The sequence below is a fragment of the Mesorhizobium sp. 113-3-9 genome, assembly GCF_016756515.1.
GTDB lineage: Bacteria > Pseudomonadota > Alphaproteobacteria > Rhizobiales > Rhizobiaceae > Mesorhizobium.
Genome location: NZ_AP023246.1, coordinates 4,125,573 through 4,151,177, shown reverse-complemented (window position 1 = coordinate 4,151,177; position 25,605 = coordinate 4,125,573). Strand labels below are relative to the sequence as shown.

Below are 25,605 nucleotides of genomic sequence, written 5' to 3'. Positions count from 1 at the left end.
GGGATCAAGCGAATGGCAGGGACACTGACACATATCGGCCAGACGGAGCCACGGCCCACAGGCTGGCGAGGCATTGCCGCCGATTGGTCCTCGGATCAGCGCGCGTTCAAGAACGTGTCCTGGGGCAAGGCCATGATGTGGATCTTCCTGCTCAGCGACACCTTCATCTTCGGTTGCTTCCTGCTCGCCTACATGACCGCGCGCATTTCGACACGCGAGCCGTGGCCCAATCCGAGCGAGGTCTTTGCGCTGCGTATCGGCGGCTCGGAAATCCCGCTGATCCTCATTGCCATCATGACCTTCGTGCTGATCTCAAGCAGCGGAACGATGGCCATGGCGGTCAATTTCGGCTACCGCCGCGACCGCCGCAAGACGGCAATCCTCATGCTTCTGACCGCGGCACTCGGCGCGACCTTTGTCGGCATGCAAGCCTTCGAATGGACCAAGCTGATCAGTGAAGGGGTGCGGCCCTGGGGCAATCCCTGGGGCGCCGCACAATTCGGGTCGTCGTTCTTCATGATCACCGGTTTCCACGGCACCCATGTGACGATCGGGGTGATCTTCCTGATCATCGTGGCGCGCAAGGTCTGGCGCGGAGATTTCGACACCGGACGGCGCGGCTTCTTCACCAGCCGCACGGGCCGCTACGAGAACGTCGAGATCATGGGGCTGTATTGGCACTTCGTCGACCTGGTCTGGGTGTTCATCTTCGCATTCTTCTATCTTTGGTGAGGAGGCAGACATGGCTGAAGCAACCACAAACGGCCTCGGACAACACGCACTTCATGCTGGAGCGCCGGCGGCCGTCGCCCGTGCAGACGTCCATCAGGAACATCCGATCAAGCTCTATCTGGTGGTCTGGGCGTGGCTGTTCATCCTCAGCACCTGCTCCTATCTGGTCGATTACTTCGGCCTCCACGGCTATCTCAGATGGTCGCTGATCCTGATCTTCATGATCCTCAAGGCAGGGCTGATCGTCGCCGTCTTCATGCACATGGCTTGGGAACGGTTGGCGCTGGCCTATGCGATCATCCTGCCGCCGGTACTGGTGCTGGTGTTCATGACAATGATGGTCTTCGAAGCCGACTACACGCTTTTCACCCGGCTGGCATTTTTCGGAGCCGGCCCCTGACGCGCAAACCCATTCAGATCTTGCCGCCGCGCCTCGAACCATCGTCGCGAACTCCGGCAAAGGGAGGCCAAGATGACGATCGCAACCAGACTGAAGGACTTTATCGACGGGAAGGGAATTTCATACGACACGGTCGCCCACCATCGCACATCCACCAGCAGACAGTCCGCCATTGCGGCGCATGTACCCGGCAGCATAGTGGCCAAATCGGTGGTTGTTCACCACGAACTCGGCTATGCGCTGGCCGTGATTCCCAGCACGCACAGGATCGAGCTCGGCACATTGCAACACGTCATGGACAAGCGTCTCGGGTTAGCCTCCGAAGACGAGGTGACTTCGCTCTTCGCTGATTGCGACACCGGCGCCATCCCGCCGATCGGCGCCCCCTACGACGTGCCGGTGATTGTCGATGAAAGCCTTGGTGATGCCGCCGACATTTACTTCGAAGGCGGCGACCACAGAACGCTGGTGCATGTCAGCGGCGAGGATTTCCGCAACCTGACGATGGGCGCATACCGCGCCCGCTTCAGTCACCGGGCTTACTGACGGCTTCGATCAACCCCGCACCGGCACCCTGAGCAATTCCAGGAAAGCGTGATCGGTTTTCCCGGGAAAGGCGCGTAGCGCTTTTCCCTTTGGGAATTGCGTTAAAACAAAGAGATAGGGCGTTTTACCGTTTCCGTGAAACGGCGAAATGCTCTGGCCGGTGCGATGAGGCAGAACGTCCTCACTTCGTCGGTCTGGCGGGCGATTCCACAACCTTGCGGTAGACGTGCCAGGTGGCGTGACCGAGGATCGGCAACACGACGGCGAGGCCGACGAACACCGGCAGCGAGCCGATGATCAGGCCGACGGCGACGATCAGCCCCCAGACAGCCATCACGACCGGATTCGCCATGACCACGCGCACCGAGGTGTGGATCGCTTCATAGGCGCCGACATCGCGGTCGAGCAACAATGGGAAGGCGACGACCGTCGTGCACAGCACCACCACGGCAAAGACGAAGCCGATGGCGTGCCCCAGTATGATCAGCGTCCAGCCGCGTCCGGTGGCAAATATCGCGTTGATGAAGCTGGATATCGATTCCGGCGGAGCTGGGCCGAAAAGATATTCGTAGAACATCTGCGCCGTCAAAAGCCACGCGATGAAGATTGCAAACAGCATGATCCCTACCGCGGCGATGGCCGGCAGCGCGGGAGAATTCCTGACCTCGAAAGCGTGCCTCCAGGACGTGTCGAGTCCGGCTTCCCGTCTACGGCTGATTTCGTAGAGGCCTATCGCCGCGAATGGGCCAACCAACGCAAAACCGGAAACCAGCGGAAACAACAACGGCAAGGCATTGGCGCCCGAAGTCCAGGCGGCGAGCACGACGCCCACGAGTGGATAGATCAGGCAGAGAAAGACGATATGCGACGGTTTGATCATGAAATCATCGACGCCCCGCTTGAGCGCGTCAAAAAGGTCGGAAACAGCGATTTTTCGAATTTTGGTATGTTCCAGCGTCTCGCTGGCGCCTGCTATGACATGAAAGCTTGCCATGACCATTCCTCCAGACTGGGTCCGGAAAGGTCGCGGTTTCGCGGTGCTGTCGTCTGCGGGACCGGCCACGCAAAACCGCGACCTGCACCGCCTCCAGTATACTCTCTTGTGAGAGGCTTGTCGCCCGTTGTTGGCACCGACAGGGGGGCCGAGCCGCACGGCTGGCTCCGGAGGCCCTTATTCGATATTCTCATAGCGCGCCGCGTGTCCCTTTTTGGGCACGTAAAGACGCTGGACCACGCATGATCCTTTGCGAACCGGAATCGGCGAAGCAGGGTCGATCCCGACCTTCAGGACCATGCACCGGGTCGAAGGCGAAGGTCATGGACGCAAGGACGCTTTTCATACTCGGCCTTGGCATAATCATTCTGCTGTTGCTGGGATTCTGTGCGCTGCCACGGTGACGGCACCGCAGCGTCTTCGGCACGGCATTTGCCGACCGGCCAGAGCGGTTCGCGGACGGCGATCCGCGCTCAGACTCCGGCTGAGATCAACGCGCGCATGGCAATGGTGTCGGCAAGCAGCGCGGCAAAGATCGCGAAAAGATATAAGATCGAATAGGCAAACAACGCCTTGGCGGATTTCAACTCTTTTTCGGAAGCGGCCAGAACCTTCCAGGAGTGCCAGATGAAACCGACGCCCAATGCGGCCGAGGCAATTCCGTAGTAGCCGCTGGCGAATCCGAAGAGCCAGGGCAGCACGCCCACTGGCGCCAGAAGCAAGGCATAGGCAAGGATCAGCCTTCGCGTCGAAGCAGGGCCGGCCACATTCGGCATCATCGGAATGCCGGCTGCGGCGTAGTCGCCAACCTTGAACAGCGCCAGCGCCCAGAAGTGCGGCGGCGTCCACAGAAAGATGATCAGGAACAGGATGAGGCTTTCAACGCCGATGGCGCCAGTTGCGGCCGCCCAGCCAATGACAGGAGGAAGGGCACCAGCCGCGCCACCGATGACGATGTTCTGCGGCGTCGAGCGCTTCAGCCACATCGTGTAGATGACGATGTAGAAGAAGATGGTGAAGGCCAGCAGCGATGCGGCAAGCCAGCCCACCAGCACGCCGAGTGTCATGACCGAAAGCGCCGATAGCACAAGGCCGAATCCGAGCGCTTCGCCCGGCGTGACACGGCCCGACGGAACCGGCCGCCTCGACGTGCGCGACATCAGCGCGTCGATGTCCGCGTCGTACCACATGTTGAGGGCCCCCGCCGCTCCTGCTCCGATCGCAATCGCGCCGATTGCAATCATGGCGATGACCGGATTCATCGCGCCAGGCGCCACCATCAGGCCGACGAAGGCGGTGAACACGGCAAGCGCCATGACCCGCGGCTTCAAAAGCGCGAAGAAATCACCCGCCGTCGCTTCCGAGAGGCGGATGGCGGTATCCTTGAGGCGGCTTTCCCTAGTCGACATCTTCGACGACCACCGATGGTATCAGGCAGGCTGGGCCATGATCCCGGACTGAACGCCCGCGTGAGCGAAAACTGTAACCCTCTTCTGCTTACGCTGTCCTTTGATATGGATAAAACGACGGAAAAACAAGACGTTAGATAGATGGCGGAGGAGCCAGCTCACTTGGAGAAGGTTTTCAGATAGGCAATGACGTTGGCCACGTCGGCATCGTTCTTGAGGCCGGGAAACGTCATCTTGGTGCCTTTGACCATGGCCTTGGGATTGTGAAGGTAGGTCGTCAGCGTTGGCTCGTCCCATTTGATGCCGGATTTGCCTGCCGCAATCATCGCATCGGAATATTTGAAATCCGGATGCGTACCGGCCGTGCGGCCGATGACCCCGTGCAGCGATGGACCGATCTTGTTCTTGTCCTCGTTTGCGATGTGGCAGACTTGGCATTTGGTGAAGACCTTCTCACCAGCCGCGGCATCCTGTGCCTGCGACGGATGCACGACGAAGATCGTAGCGGACACCGCAGCGAAAAACGCTATAGCGCGCATGGCATTTCCTCCCTGATCGCCATTTATGCCTCGGACGATCGCGCCTGGGCGGAATATCTCCCCGGTGGAACTGCAGCGCCAACATACCATGGAATCCAGGCCGCGGGTAGAAAAACCCAAGCATTGCGAAGGTTTAGAACCCGGCCGCGCTCAAGGCGGATCGGTCCGGCAGGTCCCGGCGATCTGCTCGACCGCCTCTTCAAGCCCGGCAAGGTCGAAATCCGCCTGGCCGCGACCTGACAACAATCCGAACCGCCAGGAAAGCGACAGCCGGCTTGCGGGAACAAGGCGCTTGATGCCGTCGGCGCCGTCGCGCACCAGCATTCGGCCGCGTGATCCGACCGACCAGCTCTCGTCGAACTTGCCGCCGCCGTCGACGCTGACCGACATGGTGATCTTGCGGCTGGCCGAAACCCCGTCATTCAACTGCAGCCATTCGGTCCAGCGCGGTTCGCCGTCTGCCCGGCAGGCAATGGTCAGCACCGGGCTGTAGCTCAAGGCGCCGCCGCCGGTGATCAGCTTGTTGGTGGCATGAAGCGAAGCAGTGACAAGGCCGGCGTCGTCCGTGCCGAAGCGCCAGTCGCCGGCAAGCGCGCCGGCTTGGGCAAGATCACAGGCGAAGGCCAGAACGAGCGCCAAGGCGACAGTACGCCCCGTTTCAAAGAATAGGCTCAACGCCCCCTCCAGGAACCATACGGTTTGCAGCAGCAGCGCAGATAATGATCAACGCCTGGTATCGCCAAGTGCCGCGTCCCGAGAAGCGAGCCGGCTGTTGCAGTTTCGCAACGAAAAAGGCCGCCCCGAGGGCGGCCTTCGTCGATTCCATCAGTGCGGGAAACTTATTCGGCGTCCTTGGCGGCCTTCTTCTTCGGCGCGGCCTTCTTCTTAGGCTCTTCCGCCTCGTCGCCGGCCTCGCTCGCCTTGGCTTCAGCCTTCTTGGCCGCCGCCTTCTTCGCGGGCTTCGCCTTGGTCGTGGTTTCCGCTTCCTCGTCATCGGCCATCAGCTCTTCCTTGCTGACCTTGACGTCGGTGACCGAGATCTGGCCGAGCAAGTGATCGACCACCTTTTCCTCGAACATCGGTGCGCGCAGCGCGTTCAGTGCCTCGGGGTTGCTGCGGTAGAACTCGAAAGCTTCCTGCTGCTGGTTGGCCGGGAAGCGGCGAACCTGCTCGAACAGGCCGCGCTGCAATTCCTCGTCCGAAACGGTGACACCTGCCTTCTCGCCGATCTCCGCCAGCACCAGGCCAAGGCGCACGCGGCGCTCGGCAAGACGCAGATATTCGGCGCGGGCTTCTTCTTCGGTCGTCTCTTCATCGGCGAAGGTGCGGCCGGCGGCTTCCAGATCGCGATTGACCTGCGCCCAGATGTTGTTGAACTCGGCGTCGATGAGCTTCGACGGCGCCTCGAACGAATAGGCCGCATCGAGCTGGTCGAGCAGCTGGCGCTTGACCTTCTGGCGCGTCATCGAGCCGAACTGGTTCTCGATCTGGCCGCGTACGATCTCGCGCAGCCGCTCCAGCGATTCCAGGCCAAGGTTCTTGGCGGTCTCGTCGTTGATTTCCAGTTCGCCCGGCTTCGACACTTCCTTGACGGTGACGTCGAAGGTCGCTTCCTTGCCGGCCAGATGCGCCGCCTGATAGTTTTCAGGGAAGGTCACGGTGACCTGCTTTTCGTCGCCCGCCTTGGCGCCGATGAGTTGGTCCTCGAAACCCGGGATGAACTCCTTGGAGCCCAGCACCAGCGGCTGATCGGTGCCGGCGCCGCCGGCAAAGGCCTCGCCGTCAATCTTGCCGACATAGTCGATGCTGACGCGGTCGCCTTCGGCGGCCTTGCCGGTCTTCGGCTCGTAGCTGCGTGCCGATTCGGCGACGCGCTTGACCTGCTCGTCGATCTCGCTGTCCGGCACGTCGAACACCTGGCGCGTCACCTTGATGTCGGAGAAATCCTTGATCTCGATCGCCGGGATGACCTCATAGTTGAGGCGGAATTCGAAGTCGGTGCCGCCGGCCAGGATCTTCTCGGCTTCCTTCTCGTCCTCGGTCATGATGACTTCGGGCTGCATGGCGGCCTTTTCGCCGCGGCCGGTAATGATCGAACGGGTCGAATCATTGAGGATCTCGTTGACCACTTCGGCCATGAACGACTTGCCGTAGACCTTGCGCAGGTGCTGCACCGGCACCTTGCCGGGGCGGAAGCCGTTGATGCGGACCTTGTTGCGCGCGTCCGACAGCCGCGCCATCAGCTTGGCTTCCATGTCACCGGCCGGCACGGTGATCTTGATCTCGCGCTTGAGACCGGAGTTGAGCGTTTCGGTGACCTGCATCGTAAAACCTTTGTTTTCACCAATGAGACTGCCACGGCCTCTGCCGTTTACAGCCTGCCGGTATAATCTTGCCGGGAATGGCTTTTGGTACGGAACCTGGCGATTTGACCGAAATTACGGCTCAAACTCTCCCAAACTGCGTTCCAAAATGTGAATAAGTTCTTGTTTTTCCTACTTCTTATCACATTCTGCAGAAGCGGATCGTCGCGTCCCGTCACATTTGACACGCCTTTTGTCACAGGCGAGGCTAATTTTCAACAGTCTTCGCGTTTAGGCGAATAACCAGCATTTCGGCCCTGACCCGACATCTTGTCTCCGACATTGACAGAATGATGGCTACATGAGATTGCCGGGCCATGCGGGTATGGCGGAACTGGTAGACGCACCAGATTTAGGTTCTGGCGAGAGATCGTGGGGGTTCGAGTCCCTCTACCCGCACCAATGACCGACATCCAACATTACTAATAGAGCGGCTCCTCGAACAACGTCTTGTCGCCGTCGACCAGCGCCTTGATCTGCGCGGTACCGTCGCTGGCGAGCGCAAGGCGTATCCCGAACGGGCGCACCCGCATGTCGTTCTGGATCGCGATGCCCTCGCCCTCGGGCAGGTAGAAGCGCTCGATGCCGTAGTCCGGCGCGATCGTCGTGCCCTCGCTGCGCAGGTCCCAGCCTTCGGCGACATGGCCCAGAATATCGGCCTCGTCGGCGGCCGCGGGCGTCGGCGCCTTGCCGAACCAGGCGGTGGTCGGCGCCCAGTAGCCGTCGGCACCCTTCTTCAGGCGGACCACGATCGAGGTGTCGTCGCTGGAGAACTTGCCGGCGGGAATGTTGGCGATCATTTTCACCGGAATGCGCGAGATATCGTAGCCGAGGATGATGTAGTCGCCGCGCAGCAGGTCGCGCGGATCGACGGGCTCGATCTTCAACAGCACGTCCTTGCCGTTGCGCAGGATCGCCGCCCGGCCGGCGATGATCCAGCTCAGGAACCCTATCTGGACGAGCGCCAGCACCAGCGCCGAGATGACAAGTTTCTTTCCGGTCGTCATGCCGTGGCTCCCCCGGTCGCTGGACCGTTCATGCGTTTTTCGACGCGAATGATGACGACTGCCAGGATACCGAGCAGCACCGCGGCGGCCAGGAAGAAGCCGGCCGTGTCGAGCATCGACTGCAAGGTCACGACATAGATCATGGCGAGTTCGAAGGCGAAGCCGAGATAGGCAAGCCAGCGCAGGCCTCGGCTTTCCCGTCCCGCCAGCACGATAGCGGCAACAATGCCGGCAAGCGCGACGACCGAGGCGATGGTGAAGCCGCTGTTATAGGTGCTTTCGTCCGCCAGTTCGAACTGGATGATTGCCAGGCCCGTCAGGAAGCCGAGCAGGGCATGCAAGGGCAAGCGGCCGCCAAGTTGCACGATCCGGTCGACTGGTTCCGGTGCGAAGACGGCAGCCGCGAAAAGCACGGCGGAGACAACGACAAGGGGGATCGCCACCGGCAGCGTCGCGTGATTCCCGGCCAACAGCACGAGATAGAAGAGCAGCGACAGGATGATCAGGTGCCGCGCCGGCTGGCTGCGGGTCCAGAACGAGACGGCAAACAGCGCGACCGCCATGATGACGAAGGCATGCGGAAAGTTGCTGCGGCTGTAGTAATCGAACCCTTTCAGGAACAGCCAGGCGTCGGCGATACCAACCGCCGCGACGGTCAGCGGGTTCGACCGTAGCGCCACCGCCGCCAGCGCTGTGCCGGCGCCCCAGGTGACCAGCGCGGAAGCCTCGTCGCCGGACAAATGATACATCTGGCCGATCAGCGCGATCGAACCGCCGAAAGCAGCAGCAGCCACGATCCACAGCGCTTCGCCGATCGCCGCATGGTCGCGCGTCTTCAGCACCGCGCCGCCGACATAGCCGCCGAGGATGATGGCAAAGAGCGCGGCCACTCGAGCGAGCCGCGGGATCGCATCCCAGTTGGCGGCGACGAAGATCAGGATGGCCGCGCCAAACAGCAGCGCCGCCATCATCGCCAGGATCGAACCGAAGCTGAGCGACTTGCGCGCGTTGGCCTCGACGTCACGCGTCAGGGAATCGGCCGTCGCTGCGTCGATCAGGCCTGTCTGCAGCCACCGCGCGATGTCGGACCTGACCCGTGTCGAGTACCCTGCCATCCCCTGCCTCCCCCGCTAGGTCGTTTTTTCAGCCGAACCAGCCAAACCGTTGACGTCACGGCACTTTCTGATTCTGGCTTCTTTGTGTCAGGTCCGTGAAGGCGCGTTAATGCTGCATTGCACAATTTGCATTGCTGCCATGCAGCCATAGCGCTTTTAAATCGATATGGGCCCGCCTATTTATGGTTCGTACACAAACGGAATGATCCGCAAGAAAGACGAAACGAGAACTACCATGAACCTGATCCGCAACTACCGCAACTGGCGCCGCTACAGGGACACCGTGTCCGAGCTGAGCCGCCTGAGCAACCGCGAACTGACCGACCTCGGCATCAGCCGCAGCGACATTCCTTACGTCGCTCGCAAGGCGGTCTAATTCTTCGGACCGCGAATGGTCCGAACAAGTTTCTAAAAAAGAGAACGACAATGAACCTGATCCGCAACTATCGTAACTGGCGCGTTTATCGCGAGACGGTTACCGAGCTGGGTCGCCTTTCGAACCGCCAGCTGCATGATCTCGGTATCGTCCGCGACGAAATCAAGATCATCGCCCGCAAGGCGATCTAACGGAATTTCGCTGGGGTCGACCTCCTCCCCGAGCCCAGCGAAGACGGTCAGCCCTTACCCTCCTCCCAAGGGTTGACCACCAAAACGGCGCCCGCCGCACCTCCTCCCGCGGCGGGCGTTGTTTCCCAGGCGGCAAAACGAATTTTGTCCCAGAGGTTTCGCCCCTCTTCAAATGGCGAAAGAGATTTCGTCAAAGCCGACCTCCTCCCCGGCGATGACGAATAGGCCCAACCTTCACCTCCTCCCGAGGGTTGGCCAACCAAACGGCGCCCGCCGCACCTCCTCCCGCGGCGGGCGCTGTTTCCCAGGTGGCAAACGAATTTTGCCCCGGAGGTTTCGCCCCTCTTCAAATGGCGAAAGGAATTTCGTCAAAGCCGACCTCCTCCCCGGCGATGACGAATACGGTCGGCCTTCACCTCCTCCCGAGGGTCGACCCCCAAAACGACACCCGCCGGACCTCCTCCCCCGGCGGGTGTTGTTGTTTTCAGGGCAGGCTCTCCCGACCAGGCGTTTCCCGTTCACCGCCGCGCGACAATTGCAATCGCGGCGGCAAGCGATTATTCCGGCGCTCATGAGCAAAAATCCTATCCACATCATCGGCGGTGGTCTCGCCGGTTCCGAAGCCGCATGGCAGGTGGCGCAGGCCGGCGTTCCCGTTGTGCTGCATGAGATGCGACCGGTTCGCGGCACGGACGCCCACAAGACCGATGGCCTGGCCGAACTGGTCTGTTCCAATTCCTTCCGCTCCGACGATGCCGAAAACAACGCGGTCGGGCTGCTTCACGCCGAAATGCGGCTGGCCGGCTCCTTGATCATGAGCGCCGGCGATGCCAACCAGGTGCCGGCCGGCGGCGCGCTTGCCGTCGACCGCGACGGTTTCTCCGAGGCCGTGACGAAGAGGCTCGAAGCACACCCGCTGATCAGCATCCAGCGCGAGGAGGTGCCAGGCCTGCCGCCGGCGGACTGGGACCAGGCGATCATCGCCACCGGGCCGCTGACCGCGCCTGGACTTGCCCAGTCGATAGCGGAGGCGACTGGCGCCGATGCGCTCGCCTTCTTCGACGCCATCGCGCCGATCATCCATTTCGACACGATCGACATGGACATTTGCTGGTTCCAGTCGCGCTACGACAAGGTCGGGCCCGGCGGCACCGGCAAGGACTACATCAACTGTCCGATGGACAAGGACCAGTACCTCGCCTTCGTGCAGGCGCTGGTCGACGGCCAGAAGACCGAGTTCAAGCAATGGGAAGGCACGCCCTATTTCGACGGCTGCCTGCCGATCGAGATCATGGCCGAACGCGGCGTCGAGACCCTGCGCTACGGGCCGATGAAGCCGATGGGCCTGACCAATGCGCACAATCCGACGGTGAAAGCCTATGCCGTTGTCCAGCTGCGGCAGGACAATGCGCTGGGCACGCTCTACAACATGGTCGGGTTCCAGACCAAGCTGAAGCACGCCGAGCAGGTCCGCGTCTTCCGCACCATTCCAGGCCTGGAAAACGCCGATTTCGCCCGCCTCGGCGGCCTGCACCGCAACACCTACATCAACTCGCCGACGCTGCTCGACGCCTCGCTGCAGCTGAAGTCGCGCCCTGGCCTGCGTTTCGCCGGCCAGATCACCGGTTGTGAGGGCTATGTCGAAAGCGCCGCCATCGGCCTGCTCGCCGGCCGCTTCGCCGCCGCCGAACGGCTCGGCCACGCACCATCCCTGCCGCCGCTCACCACGGCCTTCGGCGCGCTGCTCAACCACATCACCGGCGGCCATATTGTTTCCGATGACGAGCCAGGTAAGCGCTCGTTCCAGCCGATGAACGTCAATTTCGGCCTGTTCCCCCCGGTGGAAGCGCCGAAGACCGAAGGCAAGCGCCTGCGTGGCAAGGATAAAACGGTCGCCAAAAGACATGCCATCACATCGCGCGCGCTGGGCGATTGCCGGCAATGGCTGGGGCTGCCGGCGCAAACGGCCGAAGCTGCGGAATAGCACCCCGGATTGGACCCGAAGGAGAAAGTAGGATACTATCCTACTTCACACCTACCGGAGCCGTTCTATGGAATCCGCCGAGAAACTGTCCATCACTGTCACGCCCGCAATGGCGCGCATGATCCGCGAGAAAGTCGAGGATGGGTCTTTCGGCTCCGCGAGTGAAGTCATCCGCGCCGCGCTTCGCGCTTTCCAGCGCGAAGAGGAAGAGCATGCCGAACGCATGGCCTCGATCAGGGCGCGAGTGAAGGCGTCAATCGATGATACAAGGCCTGCTGTTCCGCTCGACGAAGCAATCGACCGGGTAAAGAAGCGGATTTCGCAACTGGCGCAAGACCATGATGATCCAGCGTCTCGTCGTCGTTCTTAGCGAAAACGCGATTTCCGATCTCGAAGCGATTGGCACCTACATTCTTGAGAGCAGCGGCAGCGAAAACATCGCAAACGGTTTTGTGGATCGGATCAAGGTGCGGTGCGAGCGCATCGGCAATGCGCCTCGTGGCGGTCGCTCGCGCGACGAGATTTTGCCAGGACTGCGAGCCGTCCCGTTCGAGCACTCCGCCGTCATCGCCTATGTGATCGAGGGCGATGTTGTCCGCATCGTCAACATCTTCTACGGCGGCCGTGACTACGAGACGCTGATGCGCGATGGCGGTTCGAGCGACGCCTCCTAGCCGCCAAAGCAGCTACTCCGCCGGCTCGGCACTCGCCACAGGCAGTCCCGGCTTGCCCGCCTCGCCGGGATTCCGCCTGACATAGGCGGCCTTCAGGCTTTCCGAGGTTTCGCGCGAACCGTCATGGCTCCAGCCCGGCGGCCTGATCAGATAATTCAGGCGCTCGCGCAGCGTCAGGCCCGGCGCGAAAGCATCCCTGAACATGCCGATCCATTCGTGGAACGCCACTTTCAGCGGGTTGAAGGTGCCGAGATTCTTGACGATGCCGTAGCGCGGCCGGTCTTCCTCCAATTCCTCGACGAAGGTACCGAACATGCGGTCCCAGATGATCAGCGTTCCGGCATAGTTGGCGTCGAGATAGCGCGGGTTGGTGGCGTGGTGGACGCGGTGGTGGGACGGCGTGTTGAAGATCAATTCGAACCAGCCCCACATCTTGCCGATGGTCTCGGTGTGGATCCAGAACTGCCAGACCAGGTTGAAACCGAAGGTGAAGGCGATGACCGCCGGATGGAAGCCGAGCAGCACCAGCGGCGCCTGCAGCACGAACATGAAAGTGAACAGCCCGGTCCAGCTTTGCCGGAGCGCCGTCGACAGATTGTAGTGCTGGCTCGAATGATGGTTGACATGCTCGGCCCACACCCAGCGCACCCGGTGCGCAATGCGGTGATAGACATAGTAGCGCAGGTCATCGAGCAGGAAGGCGGCCAGGAACACCCAGACCGACAGGCCGAGATTGAAGACGCGGAACTGCCATAGCCACAGCAGCGCCCAGTAGGAGACGACGCCAAGCAGCAGCCCGGCGACGACATTGCCGGTGCCCATCATCAGGCTGGTCAGCGTATCGCGCGTCTCGAACGAGCCCTTGGCGCGGCCGCTGCGCACCAGCCAGAGCTCGATCAGGATCGCGGCGACGAAGAACGGAATGGCCAGCTGGGTGACCTGCGGGAAATCATAGCTGTCCATCACGCGGCCCCCCTCGCGGAATTTGAATGATGCGACCCGAGAGCATTCAGTAAGGCCTGGGCATCGGCGGCACTCGCGAAGCGGAATCGGCCGCCCTTCCAGGTGAAATCCGTCAGCCGAACCAGAACCGTATGCGCCTCGCCAGCGCCGGACACCTTTGTGTCTGCGGGCGTGACGATGCGGGTCAAAAAGCAATCGCCGATGCTATGAACAATGCCGATATGCCCTCGCCCAAGATCGAGAAATGCGGTCTTGGCATCCGCCGTCAGGCGGACTGTCGCAGCCGTCTCGTCAGGATAATCTTCTGCGAATCGGCGCAGCGCCTGATCCGGACCAGCCAGTGTGGCCGTCTTGCTGCCGCCCGTGAAATGCACCGCGGCAACCGACAGCGCAATGCCAAAGGCGACGATCGCGACCAGCACGGGCAAGCTCATGGATTTCCTCCGCGCCGGCCTGTCGTCTTCGGCGACAGTTTTCGGCTCGGCCGAATCCTTAACACGATTGACGTTTACGTCAAAGTGCCGGCCAGCCCTTGCTTGCGCGCCGCAACAGGAGCCAATGCCGGCGCAGGGCAGAGAGCCGCGCGACGCTGTCGAGCGGTGAATGGCTCGAGCCTTCCATCTTGTCGAGATAGGCGCGCGACAGCGCAAGTGGCATGAATGCCGGGCGCAACGACGCCGGCAACTCCGCGGCGCCCCGCTCGAAGGCTGAAAGGTGTTCACGTGCCAGCGCGATCATCGCCGCCACGGCGCGCTGCGCTCCAGGCCCGCCATCGCCGGCAACAAACTCTTCCGGCGACGATCCCGCCGCCGCCAGGATGTCGGCCGGGATAAAGCACTGCCCGCGCTTGCGGTGCAGCGGCAGCAGCAGAAGTAGGCCGGTCATCGCCTGCGCACAGCCCGCCCTGCCGGCCAGTTCCGCAAAGCGCGGCGCCTCGACGGGATCAAGCACCATCGCCGCTAGCTGGATGAGCGCGGCTGCTGTCTCGCCGCAATAGCCTTCCAGATCCGTGCGCGACGGCATCGGATCGTCGTAGAGATCGAAGATGCGCGCTTCGAGCATATTCTCGAAGGCCAGTTTCGGCAGGCGATGAATGGAAATTGTCGCCTTCAGCGCGTCGGCGGTGGGATGGCCGATGCCTGCGCCTTCATTGTCGGCGGCGATGAGATCGCGCCACCATTGCAGCCGTACCTCACCCGGCAGCGCTTCATGGATGCGGTCGCGAATGCCCGCGACCTCGGCATTGAAAGCGTAAAGCGAAAACAGCGCATCGCGCTTGTCGACCGGCGCGTAGAGCGCCGTGAGATACCGGTCATGGTCGGCGGCGCGCACCGCGTCCATGACGATTTTGGCATTCTGGGACATATCAATCGACGGCGATGAGCGCGGCAGCCACGGCGCGGTCTTCCGCCAGAAGGACATTGTAGGTCCGCACCGCTGCCCCGGTCGACATCGGATCGGACGCTATGCCCGCCTCTTTCAACGCCGCCCGCAGCGCTGCCGGCAACGGCCGGAGATCCCTGCCCATGCCGACCAGCAGGATCTCGACCTTGTCGGCCTCGGCCAGAAGTTTGTCGAAATCCGCCACCGTCAGCGCTGCCGCGTCCGCCGGCTCCCAGCCATGGATGCCGGATGGCAGGCACAGCAACGAGCCGCGGTGCGACATGTCGGCAAAGCGGAACCCGCCATTGCCATAGGCCTCGATCGGAGCGCGGCCTGGGAAATGCGCCTCGCGGATGACAATCCCTTTGCCGGTCACCACTCAGTCACCCCTTCGGGGCCGCGCGTCAGGTCGCGACCGCCTTGCCACCGCCGACCGGCTTCTCCTCGTCGGCCGTGGTCTGTGGCCGCAGCTTGAACAGGATCAGCAGCGGTGCGGCGATGAAGATCGACGAATAGGTGCCGAACACGACGCCGAACAGCATCGCCATGGTGAAGGAGCGGATGACCTCGCCGCCGAACAGCACCAGTGCCAGCAAAGCCAGGATCGTCGTCACCGAAGTCAGCGTCGTTCTCGACAGCGTCTCGTTGATGGCGTTGTTGAGCAGCTGAGGCAGCGGCATTCGCTTGTATTTTCGCAGATCCTCGCGGACGCGGTCATAGACCACGATCGTATCGTTCAGCGAATAGCCGATGATGGTCAGGATCGCCGCCAGCGATGACTGGTTGAATTCAAGGCCCGTGATCACGAAGAAGCCGAGCGTCATGACCACGTCGTGCACGGTCGCAACGATGGCGCCGACCGCGAACTGCCACTCGAAGCGGAACCAGACATAGATCAGGATGCCGATGAGCGCGATCAGCATGGCGATCGTGCCTTGCTTGGCGAGTTCGCCCGACACGGTCGGCCCGACGACCTCGACGCGGCGGAAGTCATAACTGTCCTGCAACTCGCCGCGCACCTTGTCGATGACCGTCTGTTCGGCGTTCTCGCCCGCATCCTGGGCGCCGACACGGATCAGCACATCGTTTGGCGCGCCGAACTGCTGCACCTGCACTTCGCCGATGTTGAGCTCGGTCAGCCTGGCGCGGATATCGCCAAGATTGGCGTCGCCGCTCTTGGACTGCACCTCGATCAGCGAGCCGCCCTTGAAATCGATGCCGTAATTGATGTCGACGGTCATGAACAGCACGACCGACAGCACCGACAGGATGCTCGACAGGGCGAAAGTCCAGCGGCGGATGCCCATGAACGGAATTTTCGTACCGGGCGGAATGAAGGTCACCGGCGCCCTCGGCAATTCCTTCGGACGGGCGCGGCGCAGCCAGATCGACACCAGCAGGCGCGTGAAGGTGAAAGCGGTGAACACCGTGGTCAGGATGCCGATGGCGAAGGTGATAGCGAAACCTTTGACCGGCCCAGTGCCGAGATAGAACAGCACCACCGTCGCGATCAGCGAGGTGACGTTGGAGTCGACGATCGTCGCCAGCGCCTTGGTGAAGCCCGTATCGATCGCCTGGATCACCGAGCGCCCGTTTCGTCGCTCCTCGCGGATACGTTCATAGATCAGCACGTTGGAATCGACAGCCATGCCGATGGTCAGCACGATACCGGCGATACCGGGCAAGGTCAGCGTCGCGCCGAGCAGCGACAAGAGCCCGACGATCATCGCCACGTGCACCGCCAGCGCGATATTGGCGAGGAAGCCGAGGAAACCATAGGCGACGAACATGAAAGCGACGACGAGGATCGAACCGATGATACCGGCGACCTTGCCGGCATGGATCGAATCCTGGCCAAGGCCCGGACCCACGGTGCGTTCCTCGATAACGGTCAGTGTCGCCGGCAACGCGCCGGCACGCAAAAGCACGGCCAGATCGTTGGCGCTCTGGGCGGTGAAATTGCCTGAAATCTGGCCGGTGCCGCCGAGGATCGGCTCACGGATCTGCGGCGCCGAAATCACCTGGTTGTCGAGGATGATGGCGAACAGCTTGCCGACATTCTGCGAGGTCGCCTGGCCGAAGCGCGCGGCGCCCTTCGAATCGAAGCGGAATGAAACCACCGGCTCGTTGTTCTGCGAATTGTACGTCGCTTGCGCGTCGACGAGGTTCTCGCCCGAAACGATGACGCGGTTTTCAATCAGATACGGAACCGGCGGATCGTCCTGGGAATAGAGCACCGAGGAGCCGGCGGGCGGACGACCCTTGAGCGCGTCCTGCACAGGCATCGACTGATCGACCATCTGGAACGTCAGCTTCGCGGTCTGGCCGAGGATTTCCTTCAGCCGCTGCGGATCCTGCAGGCCAGGCACCTGGACAAGGATACGGTCGTCGCCTTGCCGCTGGACGATGGGCTCGGTGGTGCCGAGCTCGTTGACGCGGCGTTCCACCACTTCGATCGATTGCGCCAAGGCGGTCGACGTGCGGTATTTGATGCCGGCGTCGGTGACGGTGAACTTGAGCAGGCCCGGTTCGGAATCGTCCAGCGACATTTCCTGGATCGACCCGCCGGTGAACAGGCCGGCGGCGACCGGATCGGTCAAGGTCTTCAACGCCTTCTTGGCGGCATCGAGTTGCGCCGGATCCGTGATGCGGACCTGCAAGGTCCGCCCCGTGCCGCCAAGGCCGGTGTAGCCGATCTTGGCGTCGCGCAGCAGCGTGCGGATTTCGTCGCGCGTCGTCTCGAGCCGATCCTTGATCAGATCGTTCTGGTTCATCTCGAGCAGGATGTGCGAACCGCCCTGCAGGTCGAGGCCGAGTGTCATTTGCCGCTTCGGCACCCAGCTCGGGAGCTGGGCCAATGTGCTCGCGGGAATGAGATTGGGCGCGGCGAGGACCACTGTGGCGGCCACGGCCAACCAGATCAGGATCATCTTGAAGCGCGAAAAATACAGCATATGGCGTCGTCCGTCAGAGCGTGTCCGCGGATCGCTCCGCCTGGAATTAGGTTATTTCTTGGCGTTCTGGTTCGCCACGGGTTCGCCCTTGACGCGCACATCGGCGATCGTCGAGCGCAACGCCGTCACCTTGGTGCCACCACCAAGATCGATCTCGAGCTCGTTGTCATCGATCACCTTCGTCACCTTGCCGACGAAACCGCCGCCGGTGACGACAGTATCGCCGCGACGGACCGCCGCCAGCATCTCGCCGCGCTTCTTCAGCTGCGTGCGCTGCGGGCGGATGATCAGAAAATACATGATCACGAAAATCAGGACAAACGGCAAAATGCTGATGAGCATATCGGGAGAGGTGCCGCCGATGCCTTGGGCGTATGCCGGTGTCACGAACATCGAGAGTACTCCTGAATTTTGAAAACAGCCGCCAACCGTCCTGCGGAGTTTGGCGGCCCCTTGAAATTTGGCCGGAATATAGTCGGTAAAGTTGTCAATGCAACTGCGCGGCCGGGCAAATCGGCTGCTTTTCCGGCCTGCCGGGCCGTGTTAGAGCATGATCGCGAAAAGCGCGAGCCGGTTTTCGGAAAAGATCACGCTCGAACAAAAGGTTGGAACCGGTTTCGAACCCGACGGAATCGAACGGGTCCCACCTGCCCGCCCCGAGGAAACGAACCAAAAGACCTGAAATGACCGACAGCAGCATCGACGCCCTCAACAAGAAACTTGACCGCCTGATCGAGGCTGTCAGCCGCCTCGCCCCGCCACCCGTGCCCGAAACCGACCTTGGTGAAGCCGATTGCTTCGTCTGGCAGGCTGATCCGGGCTACCTGGAGCCGGTGCGCAAGGTCAACCGCGTCGATATCGGCCTGATCCGGGGCGTCGACCGTGTCCGCGACATCCTTGTCGACAACACCGAGCGCTTCGCCGCCGGCCATCCGGCCAACAATGTGCTGTTGTGGGGCGCGCGCGGCATGGGCAAATCGTCGCTGGTCAAGGCCGTGCATGCCGAGATCAATGCCAAGGCCAAATCACAAAAGGCCAGATCCGACCTGCCGCTGAAGCTGATCGAGATCCACCGCGAGGACATCGACACGCTGCCGAAGCTGATGGGCTTGCTGAAGGCAGCCCCCTTCCGCTTCATCCTGTTTTGCGACGATCTGTCCTTCGATCACGACGATACGTCCTACAAGTCGCTGAAGGCGGCGCTTGAGGGCGGCGTCGAGGGGCGCCCGGCCAATGTCATCTTCTACGCCACCTCGAACCGCCGCCATCTGTTGCCGCGCGACATGATCGACAATGAGCGCTCGACAGCCATCAACCCGTCCGAGGCGGTCGAGGAAAAGGTCTCGCTGTCCGATCGTTTCGGACTTTGGCTCGGCTTCCACAAATGCTCGCAGGACGAATATCTCGAGATGATCAACGGTTATGCAAGCCATCATGGCCTCGACATCGATCCCGAGCAGCTGCGCGCCGAGGCGCTGGAATGGGCGACGACGCGCGGCAGCCGCTCGGGCCGCGTCGCCTGGCAGTTCACGCAGGATCTGGCCGGCCGGCTTGGCAAGCCGCTGAAGGATTGAGGCATCGCCAAAGCAAATTCCGGGATGTCACCTGGGCGGCTGCGCCCGTCGCAAGTCACGCGGCGTCTGGCCAATCTCGCGGCGCATCCAATGCGCCAGATGTGACTGGTGCGCGAAGCCCGTCAGTTCCGCAACCTCGCTTGTGCTGAGATCGCCCTGCTGCAGCAGAACGCGCGCGCGTTCGACGCGACGTCGCAACACATAACGATGCAGGGTGACGCCCATTGCCACCTTGAACCATGTCCGCAAATGCGAGCTGCTGGCGCCGGCAACCCGGCTTAGGCGATGAATCGAAAGCGGCTCATGGAGGGCGGCTTCAATGTGCTCCAGGACGCGCTTGAGCTGGGCATCCGACAGCCGGTTTGTTCGATTGATGTCTGAATCGTCGAAGCCAAGCAACCTGACCGCGAGCGCGGCGCCAATGCTGTCGGCAAACAGAGAGCCGCTCGGCGCGCCGGCATCAAGATCGCTCTGGAGTGCTCGAGCAAGATGTTCGATGCGTTGGTCACGAAGCAAATGGCGTGTGTCGAGCCGCGTTGCCAGCGCCTTGCCGCCAAGTTCCGCCGCCACCCTTTCCATCAGGGCTGGGTGCAAGACAATCTCAATCGTATCGAACGGGGTTTCAGCCTCGAAACCGCCCTCCTCGCCAGCCGGCACCAGGTCGATGTCGCCGGCGCGCCTGACGAAATATCGCCCAACCTGATTGCAGTAGGAGCGCGTCGCCGCGCTTGCATGCACCATGATGCGGTGGTGTGACGCGCGCGACAGACGATGGACGCCGGCCTCGATATGCCGGGAAACCATTGTGATGTCGGAGGAGGATTGGGCCGGAGCGAATTGCGGACGCATGCTCTCTCGATTCATGGCAAAACCTGTCCAAGATTTGGCAATTCCCGCGCGATTTTCAATGCCGGGAACCGGTACTCACGCCTCTCCATCAAGCAGAGAGGTTGCCATGAGTTTCTATGTTGTTGTCGGCGCGGGCCCGGTTGGACGCGAGACCGCTCGCCTTCTTGGCGAGGAAGGACATGACGTCGTCCTCACGAGCCGAAGCGTCGGCTCGAACGCACTGCGCAACGTGCGGGCCATGCAAGCCGACGCCACGGATGCCTCGGAACTGGCGCGTATCTGCCAGGGCGCCGAGGCCATCTTCATGTGTGCCATGGCCACGTATCATCGGTGGCCGACCGACTTTTTCCCCATCATCGACGGAACCGTGCGCGCGGCGGAAGCGGTCGGCGCGAAGCTCATCGTGCTCGGAAACCTCTATGGCTACGGGGCAAATGCCGATAGCCCGCTTCGCTCCGACCTGTCTCTGGACCCGACTTCGAAGAAGGGAACCGCCCGGACGATCATGTGGCAGCGGGCGGTTCGTGCCAGTGTACCAGCGATCGAAGTACGGTCCAGCGACTATCTCGGACATGGCGCAATCAGCTATTTCTCACTGGTCGCGCTGCCCTCCATCATCGAGGGCAAGCCTACCGCCTTCATTGGAGACCTCGACGCAACCCATGCCTGGGCCTTCACCAAGGACGTCGCCAGGACACTTGTCGCGGCCGCCCGATACACGGGTGAATGGGGACGGGCGTTTCACGTTCCCTCGCAATACGCCTCCCCTCGGGAACTCATCCAGAAAACCGCGGCGATGCTCGGGCAAGAGATCTCGGAGACACGTTCCTACTCCGTCACCGAAATGGAGGCCCTGGGCATGCATGAGCTCATCGAGATGAGCTACCTCTTTGAACGTCCCTTGCTGGTCGACTCCTCGGACGCCGAGACACTTCTCGGCGTGAAGGCCAGCAGCCTTGAGGAGATGATCGCCGACACGCTCCTTGATCATCTCTGAGCTTTGCGGGCAGACATTTTGCAAAACTGAAAAAGCCCGCTCCTCGCGGAACGGGCTGAGCCGGCGGGCCGGACTGGAGGTCAGACGGCCCGCAAATCGCTTTTTTTATTCTATTCGAGATAGGTCGAGGGATCGACCGGCGCCGAGTTCTTGCGCACTTCGAAGTGCAGCTTCGGCGAGTCCGTCGTGCCGCTCATGCCCGAAAGTGCGATTTCCTGGCCGCGCTTGACCTTCTGGCCGCGCTGCACCTCGATCGAGCTGGCATGGCCGTAGACAGTGACCAGGCCGTTCTCGTGGCGCACCAGCACCGTGTTGCCGAATTCCTTGAGCCCGTCACCGGCGTAGATGACGACGCCGTTTTCGGCTGCCTTGATCGGCGTGCCGGTGGGCACGGCGATGTCGACGCCGTCCTTGCCGGATCCGAAGCCGGAGATCACCCGGCCGCGCACCGGCCAGCGCATCTTGCCGATACCCGTGGCGCCCGGCGCCACCGCGTCGTCGTCCTCGGCCTGCTGGATGACTTTCGCATCCTTCTTCGGCGGCGTGTAGGACGCCAGTGTTTCCGATGGCGTGGTCTTTGTCGGGGGTTGCGTGGTTGCCGTGGTCACCGGATCGACCTTCGCCGGCTTTGCGCTGGCGACCGTTGCCGTTCCACCGGCCGGCACTTTCAGGGTCTGGCCGATCTTGAGCAAACCGTCCTTCATGCCGTTGGCCTGCTTCAGAGCCACGACGCCAACGCCGGTCTTCCTGGCAATCGAGGACATCGTGTCGCCCGACTGGACCGTGTAGGTACCGCCGGCGCCGGTTGCCTTGGCCACCTGCGCGGGCTTGGGCTCCTTGGGCTGGCTCGCGGCGGCCGAAGCATCGACCTGAGCGGCGGACTTGCCCTCCTTGAGTTTCGGCTGCTGCGGCAGAACGGCGACCTTGTCCGGCGCGGTGGCCGGCAGGTCGCGCTTGCCATCCTTTGCCGGTTTTGCATCGGCGACTTTCGGCTCAGCCTTGCTCGAATAGGCATAGGCCGGAATGACGATCTTCTGGCCGGTCTTCAGCCCCTTGGTCGCGCTCAGGCCATTCACCTTCATGATGACATCGGCCGGCACCTTGTAATGCGCTGCCAGGCCGGAAATGGTCTCGCCGTCCCTGACGACGATCTCGGTCGCATGCGGCGTGCCGGCCTGCGCCATCTTCGGCGCGTCGGGCTGGGCATTCTTGAATGGCCTCGCGGCCGGCTCGACAGTGCCGGTCGTCGTCCTGTCGACATGAGGAGCGGGCCGAACCATGGCCGGCGCCGATGCGACACGGACGGGGTTGGCGGCAGGCGCGAGCGCCGGAGCGGGTTGCGCCTGGGCGGAAACGGGCGGAGGCAGCGGCCGGCTGGAGACCGGCTCAAGGCTGGAGCGGCTGACCGACTGCGTGTGGCTGCCGTCGAGCGGGGCTGCCGAGACATCGCCCGGATAGGGCTGCACGGCATCCTGCTTGTTGATGATGGCGCGCTGATTGTTGGTCGAGGAAGTGAAGACGTCGTCGACACTGTTGAACCGCGACGCCTGGGAACTGCACCCGGCGGCCGCGCCCGCAATCATGAGAACGGCGCAGCCCCGCGCCAGATTGCGACTATTTGCCTTCAAAACATTGAGTTGCATCGCACTAACCCGCACAAACTCTGCACCAACTGAGACAGGATTAAAGCGCGTTAATGTTACTGGGCGGTTAACCCATTAGAATCCGACGAAAATTTTCTTAAAACATTTTCGAGCGCGCCGGGGGCGCCTAGATGACCGCTGCAACGCTGCGCAGGATCGGCTGCAGCCGCACGAGCCCGATGTCCTCACGCTCGAAACGGCTGCCGACCTTGGTGAGCTTGGCCAGCACCTGCTCGCCCTCCTCCGGCCCGATCGGCGCGATGACGATGCCGCCGCTCGACAATTGGTCGAGCAGGAAGCGTGGCAGGCTGTCGAAGGCAGCCCAGGCGACGATACGGTCGAACGGCCCCTCGGCGGGCAAACCGGCTGAGCCGTCGGCCTGGCGCGCTATGGCGTTGCTGATGCCGAGCGCTTCGAAGCGCTGCTTCGCCTGTTCGGTCAGGGTCTTGTAGCGATCTATGGTGACGACACGCGCGGCGAGCCGCGACATCACGGCGGCCGTATAAGCCGAGCCGGTGCCGATCTCGAGCACGCGATTGCCGGGCTCGATGGCAAGCGCCGCGATCACCGCCGCCTGCATGTCCGCGCCTTCGATAGCCTCGCCGCACTCGATCGGCAGCATGCGGTCGGACCAGGCGATTTGATGGAACTGCGCTGCCAGGAAACCTCGCCGTGGCGTTGCCTCGAAAGCCGCGATCAAGGCCTTCGGCACGGTTCCCCTGCCGCGCAGGCGCAGGAGGAAAGCGGCAAATCCTTCGCGGTCATCGATTGGCGGGTTCATGCAAGCGCCTTGCTCAGCTGGTCACGGATCTCATGCGCGGTAAGGTCGAGCTGCAATGGCGTCACCGACACCAGGCGATTGCGCAAGGCGTGGAGATCGGTGCCTCGCTTGCCCTCGACCGGCTCGCGGCCAAATCGCAGCCAATAGTAAGGCAGCCCGCGCCCGTCGCGGCGCTCGTCGACCCACAGGCTGTGCACGAGCTTGCCCTGCGAGGTGACCACCGTGCCGGCGACCTCCTCGGGAAGGCAGTTCGGAAAATTGACGTTGAGCAGCACGCCGTCCGGCAGCGGCGTCGCGACGAGCTTCTTCAACAGCGCCGGCGCCAGCGCTTCGGTGGTCTCGTAGGGGACGACTCGATCCTCGCCGACATAGGAGTAGCCCTGGCTGAGCGCGATCGAGCGGATGCCGAGCAGCGCGCCTTCCATGGCGCCGGCGACGGTTCCCGAATAGGTCACGTCGTCAGCGATGTTGGCGCCGGAATTGATGCCGGACAGGATCAGGTCGGGCGCACCGGGCAGGATCTTCTTCACCCCCATGATGACGCAGTCGGTCGGCGTGCCGCGCACGGCAAAATGCTTCTCGCCGATCTTGCGCAGCCGCAACGGCTCCGAGATCGACAGCGAATGCGCATAGCCGGACTGGTCCTGCTCCGGCGCCACCACCCAGACATCATCGGAGAGCGTGCGGGCGACGCGTTCGAGTGACGCCAGGCCCTCGGCATGAATGCCGTCGTCATTGGTCAGAAGAATGCGCATTATTTCGATTCGATCTTTTCCAGACCGCCCATGTAAGGCCGCAGCACTTCAGGAATGGTTACGCTGCCATCCTCATTCTGGTAGTTTTCGATGACAGCTATGAGAGCGCGGCCGACAGCGGTGCCCGAACCGTTGAGCGTATGGACGAAGCGATTGCCCTTGCCATCCTTGTCCTTGTAGCGGGCGTCCATGCGGCGCGCCTGGAAATCGCCGCAGACCGAGCAGGACGAGATTTCGCGATAGGCGTTCTGGCCAGGCAGCCAGACCTCGATGTCATAGGTCTTGCGCGCGCCAAAACCCATGTCGCCGGTGCACAGCACCATGGTGCGGAACGGCAGTTCGAGCCGCTTCAGCACTTCCTCCGCGCATTGCGTCATCCGCTCATGCTCGGCGAGCGAGGATTCCTGATCGGTGATCGACACAAGTTCGACCTTGTAGAACTGGTGCTGGCGCAGCATGCCGCGCGTATCACGCCCGGCCGAGCCTGCTTCCGAACGGAAGCACGGCGTCAGCGCCGTGTAACGCAGCGGCAGTTTTTCATGCGCGGTGATTTCCTCGCGCACGAGATTGGTAAGCGGCACCTCGGCGGTGGGGATCAGGCCAAGCCTGCCCTCCCCGTGCGGCGTGAAGAACAGATCCTCCTCGAACTTCGGCAGCTGGTTGGTGCCGAAAAGCACCTCATCGCGGACCATCAGCGGCGGGATGACTTCCTCATAGCCGTGTTCGGTCGTGTGCAGGTCGAGCATGAACTGGCCGATCGCGCGTTCCATCCGCGCCAGGCCGCTCTTCAGCACGGTGAAGCGCGAGCCCGACAGCTTTGCCGCCCGCTCGAAATCCATCATCCCGAGCGCTTCGCCGATCTCGAAATGCTCCTTCACCCAGTTCGGCCGCGTCGGCACCTTGCCGACGATGTGCTTGACGACATTGTCGTGCTCGTCCTTGCCGACCGGCACGTCATCGAGCGGCACGTTGGGCAGCACCGCCAGCGCATCGTTCAGCGCCTTGTCGAGCTCGCGCTCGCGCGCCTCGCCATTCTGGATAAAGGTCTTGATCTCGCCGACTTCGGCTTTCAGTTTCTCGGCAAGGGCGGCATCGCCCGAACGCATGGCGTTGCCGATCTCCTTCGAGGCGGCGTTGCGGCGCTCCTGTTTGGTCTGCAGCTCGGTGACGTGCTCACGACGCGCCTCGTCCCTGGCGATCAAACCATCGACCGTGGACTGCGCCTCTGCCGCCGACCACGAGCGCTTGGCCAGCGCCTCGACAAGGGCCTTCGGGTTGTCGCGAATCCATTTGATGTCAAGCATGGTCTATCCGTCCTCGGGTAGCATGTCGCCCAAAAGTGCGCAGCGGTCTTGGGACAACGACATGCTCAAAAC

30 protein-coding genes and 1 tRNA gene are annotated in these 25,605 nt (G+C 62.3%); 11 read left to right on the top strand and 20 right to left on the bottom strand.

Annotation, left to right across the window (positions count from 1 at the left end; all coding sequences use genetic code 11):
• Nucleotides 1–12: 12 nt before the first annotated feature.
• The 3 genes from MesoLj_RS20105 to MesoLj_RS20095 all read left to right on the top strand — a co-directional run bounded on the left by MesoLj_RS20105 (nucleotide 13) and on the right by MesoLj_RS20095 (nucleotide 1,678).
• On the top strand, nucleotides 13–732 hold the full coding sequence (locus MesoLj_RS20105) for a heme-copper oxidase subunit III family protein (RefSeq protein ID WP_202321986.1): 720 nt from the start codon (nucleotides 13–15) through the stop codon (nucleotides 730–732).
• Between the two features lie 10 nt (nucleotides 733–742).
• The gene (locus MesoLj_RS20100; protein ID WP_202321984.1) at nucleotides 743–1,132 is read left to right on the top strand and encodes a cytochrome C oxidase subunit IV family protein; all 390 of its coding nucleotides are present in this window, start codon (nucleotides 743–745) and stop codon (nucleotides 1,130–1,132) included.
• A gap of 72 nt (nucleotides 1,133–1,204) precedes the next feature.
• Complete coding sequence (locus tag MesoLj_RS20095) at nucleotides 1,205–1,678, top strand: aminoacyl-tRNA deacylase (protein ID WP_202321982.1); 474 nt, start codon at nucleotides 1,205–1,207, stop codon at nucleotides 1,676–1,678.
• A gap of 181 nt (nucleotides 1,679–1,859) precedes the next feature.
• Here the strand turns inward: MesoLj_RS20095 and MesoLj_RS20090 are convergent, their stop codons facing one another.
• From MesoLj_RS20090 to tig, 5 genes are all read right to left on the bottom strand, one after another.
• Nucleotides 1,860–2,672, bottom strand: a complete 813-nt coding sequence (locus MesoLj_RS20090) for a DUF2189 domain-containing protein (RefSeq protein WP_202321980.1) — start codon at nucleotides 2,670–2,672, stop codon at nucleotides 1,860–1,862.
• A 473-nt stretch (nucleotides 2,673–3,145) separates the two neighbouring features.
• The gene (locus MesoLj_RS20085; protein WP_202321978.1) at nucleotides 3,146–4,081 is read right to left on the bottom strand and encodes a heme o synthase; all 936 of its coding nucleotides are present in this window, start codon (nucleotides 4,079–4,081) and stop codon (nucleotides 3,146–3,148) included.
• A 158-nt stretch (nucleotides 4,082–4,239) separates the two neighbouring features.
• Complete coding sequence (locus tag MesoLj_RS20080; RefSeq protein WP_202321976.1) at nucleotides 4,240–4,620, bottom strand: c-type cytochrome; 381 nt, start codon at nucleotides 4,618–4,620, stop codon at nucleotides 4,240–4,242.
• 150 nt (nucleotides 4,621–4,770) lie between these two features.
• A complete protein-coding gene (locus tag MesoLj_RS20075; protein ID WP_140773173.1) occupies nucleotides 4,771–5,295 on the bottom strand; it encodes a hypothetical protein in 525 nt (174 codons plus the stop codon).
• Between the two features lie 164 nt (nucleotides 5,296–5,459).
• Nucleotides 5,460–6,944 (bottom strand): trigger factor, encoded by a 1,485-nt coding sequence (gene tig, locus MesoLj_RS20070; protein ID WP_140773172.1) that lies wholly within the window; start codon nucleotides 6,942–6,944, stop codon nucleotides 5,460–5,462.
• A gap of 358 nt (nucleotides 6,945–7,302) precedes the next feature.
• Between tig and MesoLj_RS20065 the strand changes: the two genes are divergently transcribed.
• Nucleotides 7,303–7,385 (top strand) — tRNA-Leu (locus tag MesoLj_RS20065).
• A 20-nt stretch (nucleotides 7,386–7,405) separates the two neighbouring features.
• On the opposite strand, the gene MesoLj_RS20060 is transcribed toward MesoLj_RS20065, so the two are convergent.
• Nucleotides 7,406–7,990, bottom strand: coding sequence for a GDYXXLXY domain-containing protein (locus MesoLj_RS20060; RefSeq protein WP_202321974.1), 585 nt, complete (start codon nucleotides 7,988–7,990; stop codon nucleotides 7,406–7,408).
• Complete coding sequence (locus MesoLj_RS20055) at nucleotides 7,987–9,105, bottom strand: DUF2157 domain-containing protein (protein ID WP_140773169.1); 1,119 nt, start codon at nucleotides 9,103–9,105, stop codon at nucleotides 7,987–7,989. Before MesoLj_RS20055 ends, MesoLj_RS20060 begins: the two co-directional genes overlap by 4 nt.
• A gap of 235 nt (nucleotides 9,106–9,340) precedes the next feature.
• Between MesoLj_RS20055 and MesoLj_RS20050 the strand changes: the two genes are divergently transcribed.
• Both MesoLj_RS20050 and MesoLj_RS20045 read left to right on the top strand, forming a co-directional pair.
• Nucleotides 9,341–9,481, top strand: coding sequence for a DUF1127 domain-containing protein (locus MesoLj_RS20050; protein WP_013531315.1), 141 nt, complete (start codon nucleotides 9,341–9,343; stop codon nucleotides 9,479–9,481).
• 50 nt (nucleotides 9,482–9,531) lie between these two features.
• Nucleotides 9,532–9,672, top strand: a complete 141-nt coding sequence (locus tag MesoLj_RS20045) for a DUF1127 domain-containing protein (RefSeq protein WP_065005581.1) — start codon at nucleotides 9,532–9,534, stop codon at nucleotides 9,670–9,672.
• Between the two features lie 47 nt (nucleotides 9,673–9,719).
• On the opposite strand, the gene MesoLj_RS20040 is transcribed toward MesoLj_RS20045, so the two are convergent.
• The gene (locus tag MesoLj_RS20040; protein WP_202321972.1) at nucleotides 9,720–9,866 is read right to left on the bottom strand and encodes a hypothetical protein; all 147 of its coding nucleotides are present in this window, start codon (nucleotides 9,864–9,866) and stop codon (nucleotides 9,720–9,722) included.
• A gap of 377 nt (nucleotides 9,867–10,243) precedes the next feature.
• Between MesoLj_RS20040 and trmFO the strand changes: the two genes are divergently transcribed.
• The 3 genes from trmFO to MesoLj_RS20025 all read left to right on the top strand — a co-directional run bounded on the left by trmFO (nucleotide 10,244) and on the right by MesoLj_RS20025 (nucleotide 12,330).
• The gene (gene trmFO / locus MesoLj_RS20035; RefSeq protein WP_202321971.1) at nucleotides 10,244–11,656 is read left to right on the top strand and encodes a methylenetetrahydrofolate--tRNA-(uracil(54)-C(5))-methyltransferase (FADH(2)-oxidizing) TrmFO; all 1,413 of its coding nucleotides are present in this window, start codon (nucleotides 10,244–10,246) and stop codon (nucleotides 11,654–11,656) included.
• A gap of 67 nt (nucleotides 11,657–11,723) precedes the next feature.
• The gene (locus MesoLj_RS20030) at nucleotides 11,724–12,026 is read left to right on the top strand and encodes a type II toxin-antitoxin system ParD family antitoxin (protein ID WP_202321970.1); all 303 of its coding nucleotides are present in this window, start codon (nucleotides 11,724–11,726) and stop codon (nucleotides 12,024–12,026) included.
• Nucleotides 11,998–12,330 carry a type II toxin-antitoxin system RelE/ParE family toxin gene (locus MesoLj_RS20025; protein WP_202327365.1) on the top strand — a complete coding sequence of 111 codons (333 nt, stop codon included), beginning with the start codon at nucleotides 11,998–12,000 and terminating at the stop codon, nucleotides 12,328–12,330. Before MesoLj_RS20030 ends, MesoLj_RS20025 begins: the two co-directional genes overlap by 29 nt.
• A 12-nt stretch (nucleotides 12,331–12,342) precedes the next feature.
• On the opposite strand, the gene MesoLj_RS20020 is transcribed toward MesoLj_RS20025, so the two are convergent.
• From MesoLj_RS20020 to MesoLj_RS19990, 7 genes are all read right to left on the bottom strand, one after another.
• Nucleotides 12,343–13,293: a sterol desaturase family protein gene (locus MesoLj_RS20020; protein ID WP_202327364.1), complete on the bottom strand. Its 951-nt coding sequence runs from the start codon at nucleotides 13,291–13,293 to the stop codon at nucleotides 12,343–12,345.
• Nucleotides 13,293–13,727 carry a hypothetical protein gene (locus MesoLj_RS20015; protein ID WP_202321969.1) on the bottom strand — a complete coding sequence of 145 codons (435 nt, stop codon included), beginning with the start codon at nucleotides 13,725–13,727 and terminating at the stop codon, nucleotides 13,293–13,295. Before MesoLj_RS20015 ends, MesoLj_RS20020 begins: the two co-directional genes overlap by 1 nt.
• A 79-nt stretch (nucleotides 13,728–13,806) precedes the next feature.
• Nucleotides 13,807–14,658, bottom strand: coding sequence for a phytoene/squalene synthase family protein (locus tag MesoLj_RS20010; RefSeq protein WP_202321968.1), 852 nt, complete (start codon nucleotides 14,656–14,658; stop codon nucleotides 13,807–13,809).
• 1 nt (nucleotide 14,659) lies between these two features.
• Nucleotides 14,660–15,052: an Mth938-like domain-containing protein gene (locus MesoLj_RS20005; protein WP_081295109.1), complete on the bottom strand. Its 393-nt coding sequence runs from the start codon at nucleotides 15,050–15,052 to the stop codon at nucleotides 14,660–14,662.
• 28 nt (nucleotides 15,053–15,080) lie between these two features.
• Entirely contained in the window at nucleotides 15,081–17,630 is a 2,550-nt protein-coding gene (gene secDF, locus MesoLj_RS20000) for a protein translocase subunit SecDF (protein WP_140773163.1), read from the bottom strand.
• A 51-nt stretch (nucleotides 17,631–17,681) separates the two neighbouring features.
• Nucleotides 17,682–18,023, bottom strand: coding sequence for a preprotein translocase subunit YajC (yajC, locus tag MesoLj_RS19995; RefSeq protein WP_056572354.1), 342 nt, complete (start codon nucleotides 18,021–18,023; stop codon nucleotides 17,682–17,684).
• Nucleotides 18,024–18,117: 94 nt separating this feature from the next.
• Complete coding sequence (locus MesoLj_RS19990) at nucleotides 18,118–18,330, bottom strand: hypothetical protein (protein ID WP_172350189.1); 213 nt, start codon at nucleotides 18,328–18,330, stop codon at nucleotides 18,118–18,120.
• On the opposite strand from MesoLj_RS19990, the gene MesoLj_RS19985 reads away from it, so the two are divergent.
• Nucleotides 18,314–19,204 (top strand): ATP-binding protein, encoded by an 891-nt coding sequence (locus tag MesoLj_RS19985; RefSeq protein ID WP_140773159.1) that lies wholly within the window; start codon nucleotides 18,314–18,316, stop codon nucleotides 19,202–19,204. The two genes, MesoLj_RS19990 and MesoLj_RS19985, sit on opposite strands and share 17 nt — an antisense overlap.
• 27 nt (nucleotides 19,205–19,231) lie before the next feature.
• Here the strand turns inward: MesoLj_RS19985 and MesoLj_RS19980 are convergent, their stop codons facing one another.
• A complete protein-coding gene (locus MesoLj_RS19980) occupies nucleotides 19,232–20,053 on the bottom strand; it encodes an AraC family transcriptional regulator (RefSeq protein WP_202327363.1) in 822 nt (273 codons plus the stop codon).
• A gap of 106 nt (nucleotides 20,054–20,159) precedes the next feature.
• Between MesoLj_RS19980 and MesoLj_RS19975 the strand changes: the two genes are divergently transcribed.
• Nucleotides 20,160–21,050, top strand: coding sequence for an NAD-dependent epimerase/dehydratase family protein (locus MesoLj_RS19975; protein WP_202321967.1), 891 nt, complete (start codon nucleotides 20,160–20,162; stop codon nucleotides 21,048–21,050).
• Between the two features lie 110 nt (nucleotides 21,051–21,160).
• Here the strand turns inward: MesoLj_RS19975 and MesoLj_RS19970 are convergent, their stop codons facing one another.
• The 4 genes from MesoLj_RS19970 to serS all read right to left on the bottom strand — a co-directional run bounded on the left by MesoLj_RS19970 (nucleotide 21,161) and on the right by serS (nucleotide 25,533).
• Entirely contained in the window at nucleotides 21,161–22,693 is a 1,533-nt protein-coding gene (locus tag MesoLj_RS19970) for a peptidoglycan DD-metalloendopeptidase family protein (protein ID WP_202321966.1), read from the bottom strand.
• A gap of 127 nt (nucleotides 22,694–22,820) precedes the next feature.
• The gene (locus MesoLj_RS19965; RefSeq protein ID WP_140773154.1) at nucleotides 22,821–23,474 is read right to left on the bottom strand and encodes a protein-L-isoaspartate(D-aspartate) O-methyltransferase; all 654 of its coding nucleotides are present in this window, start codon (nucleotides 23,472–23,474) and stop codon (nucleotides 22,821–22,823) included.
• Entirely contained in the window at nucleotides 23,471–24,229 is a 759-nt protein-coding gene (gene surE / locus MesoLj_RS19960; protein ID WP_140773152.1) for a 5'/3'-nucleotidase SurE, read from the bottom strand. Before surE ends, MesoLj_RS19965 begins: the two co-directional genes overlap by 4 nt.
• Nucleotides 24,229–25,533 carry a serine--tRNA ligase gene (gene serS, locus MesoLj_RS19955; RefSeq protein WP_202321965.1) on the bottom strand — a complete coding sequence of 435 codons (1,305 nt, stop codon included), beginning with the start codon at nucleotides 25,531–25,533 and terminating at the stop codon, nucleotides 24,229–24,231. Before serS ends, surE begins: the two co-directional genes overlap by 1 nt.
• Nucleotides 25,534–25,605 lie beyond the last annotated feature (72 nt).

What these genes read in the sequence shown, in the direction of transcription:
- MesoLj_RS20055 (WP_140773169.1), bottom strand. Translation starts at nt 9,105, where the DNA reads ATGGCAGGGTACTCGACACGGGTCAGGTCCGACATCGCGCGGTGGCTG.
- surE (WP_140773152.1), bottom strand. Translation starts at nt 24,229, where the DNA reads ATGCGCATTCTTCTGACCAATGACGACGGCATTCATGCCGAGGGCCTG.
- MesoLj_RS20030 (WP_202321970.1), top strand. Translation starts at nt 11,724, where the DNA reads ATGGAATCCGCCGAGAAACTGTCCATCACTGTCACGCCCGCAATGGCG.
- MesoLj_RS20085 (WP_202321978.1), bottom strand. Translation starts at nt 4,081, where the DNA reads ATGTCGACTAGGGAAAGCCGCCTCAAGGATACCGCCATCCGCCTCTCG.
- MesoLj_RS19980 (WP_202327363.1), bottom strand. Translation starts at nt 20,053, where the DNA reads ATGCGTCCGCAATTCGCTCCGGCCCAATCCTCCTCCGACATCACAATG.
- MesoLj_RS19975 (WP_202321967.1), top strand. Translation starts at nt 20,160, where the DNA reads ATGAGTTTCTATGTTGTTGTCGGCGCGGGCCCGGTTGGACGCGAGACC.
- MesoLj_RS20045 (WP_065005581.1), top strand. Translation starts at nt 9,532, where the DNA reads ATGAACCTGATCCGCAACTATCGTAACTGGCGCGTTTATCGCGAGACG.
- MesoLj_RS20095 (WP_202321982.1), top strand. Translation starts at nt 1,205, where the DNA reads ATGACGATCGCAACCAGACTGAAGGACTTTATCGACGGGAAGGGAATT.
- MesoLj_RS20020 (WP_202327364.1), bottom strand. Translation starts at nt 13,293, where the DNA reads ATGGACAGCTATGATTTCCCGCAGGTCACCCAGCTGGCCATTCCGTTC.
- MesoLj_RS19985 (WP_140773159.1), top strand. Translation starts at nt 18,314, where the DNA reads ATGACCGACAGCAGCATCGACGCCCTCAACAAGAAACTTGACCGCCTG.
- MesoLj_RS20090 (WP_202321980.1), bottom strand. Translation starts at nt 2,672, where the DNA reads ATGGCAAGCTTTCATGTCATAGCAGGCGCCAGCGAGACGCTGGAACAT.
- yajC (WP_056572354.1), bottom strand. Translation starts at nt 18,023, where the DNA reads ATGTTCGTGACACCGGCATACGCCCAAGGCATCGGCGGCACCTCTCCC.
- secDF (WP_140773163.1), bottom strand. Translation starts at nt 17,630, where the DNA reads ATGCTGTATTTTTCGCGCTTCAAGATGATCCTGATCTGGTTGGCCGTG.
- MesoLj_RS19990 (WP_172350189.1), bottom strand. Translation starts at nt 18,330, where the DNA reads ATGCTGCTGTCGGTCATTTCAGGTCTTTTGGTTCGTTTCCTCGGGGCG.
- MesoLj_RS19970 (WP_202321966.1), bottom strand. Translation starts at nt 22,693, where the DNA reads ATGCAACTCAATGTTTTGAAGGCAAATAGTCGCAATCTGGCGCGGGGC.
- MesoLj_RS20060 (WP_202321974.1), bottom strand. Translation starts at nt 7,990, where the DNA reads ATGACGACCGGAAAGAAACTTGTCATCTCGGCGCTGGTGCTGGCGCTC.
- MesoLj_RS20015 (WP_202321969.1), bottom strand. Translation starts at nt 13,727, where the DNA reads ATGAGCTTGCCCGTGCTGGTCGCGATCGTCGCCTTTGGCATTGCGCTG.
- MesoLj_RS20080 (WP_202321976.1), bottom strand. Translation starts at nt 4,620, where the DNA reads ATGCGCGCTATAGCGTTTTTCGCTGCGGTGTCCGCTACGATCTTCGTC.
- tig (WP_140773172.1), bottom strand. Translation starts at nt 6,944, where the DNA reads ATGCAGGTCACCGAAACGCTCAACTCCGGTCTCAAGCGCGAGATCAAG.
- trmFO (WP_202321971.1), top strand. Translation starts at nt 10,244, where the DNA reads ATGAGCAAAAATCCTATCCACATCATCGGCGGTGGTCTCGCCGGTTCC.
- serS (WP_202321965.1), bottom strand. Translation starts at nt 25,533, where the DNA reads ATGCTTGACATCAAATGGATTCGCGACAACCCGAAGGCCCTTGTCGAG.
- MesoLj_RS20050 (WP_013531315.1), top strand. Translation starts at nt 9,341, where the DNA reads ATGAACCTGATCCGCAACTACCGCAACTGGCGCCGCTACAGGGACACC.
- MesoLj_RS19965 (WP_140773154.1), bottom strand. Translation starts at nt 23,474, where the DNA reads ATGAACCCGCCAATCGATGACCGCGAAGGATTTGCCGCTTTCCTCCTG.
- MesoLj_RS20010 (WP_202321968.1), bottom strand. Translation starts at nt 14,658, where the DNA reads ATGTCCCAGAATGCCAAAATCGTCATGGACGCGGTGCGCGCCGCCGAC.
- MesoLj_RS20100 (WP_202321984.1), top strand. Translation starts at nt 743, where the DNA reads ATGGCTGAAGCAACCACAAACGGCCTCGGACAACACGCACTTCATGCT.
- MesoLj_RS20105 (WP_202321986.1), top strand. Translation starts at nt 13, where the DNA reads ATGGCAGGGACACTGACACATATCGGCCAGACGGAGCCACGGCCCACA.
- MesoLj_RS20025 (WP_202327365.1), top strand. Translation starts at nt 11,998, where the DNA reads ATGATCCAGCGTCTCGTCGTCGTTCTTAGCGAAAACGCGATTTCCGAT.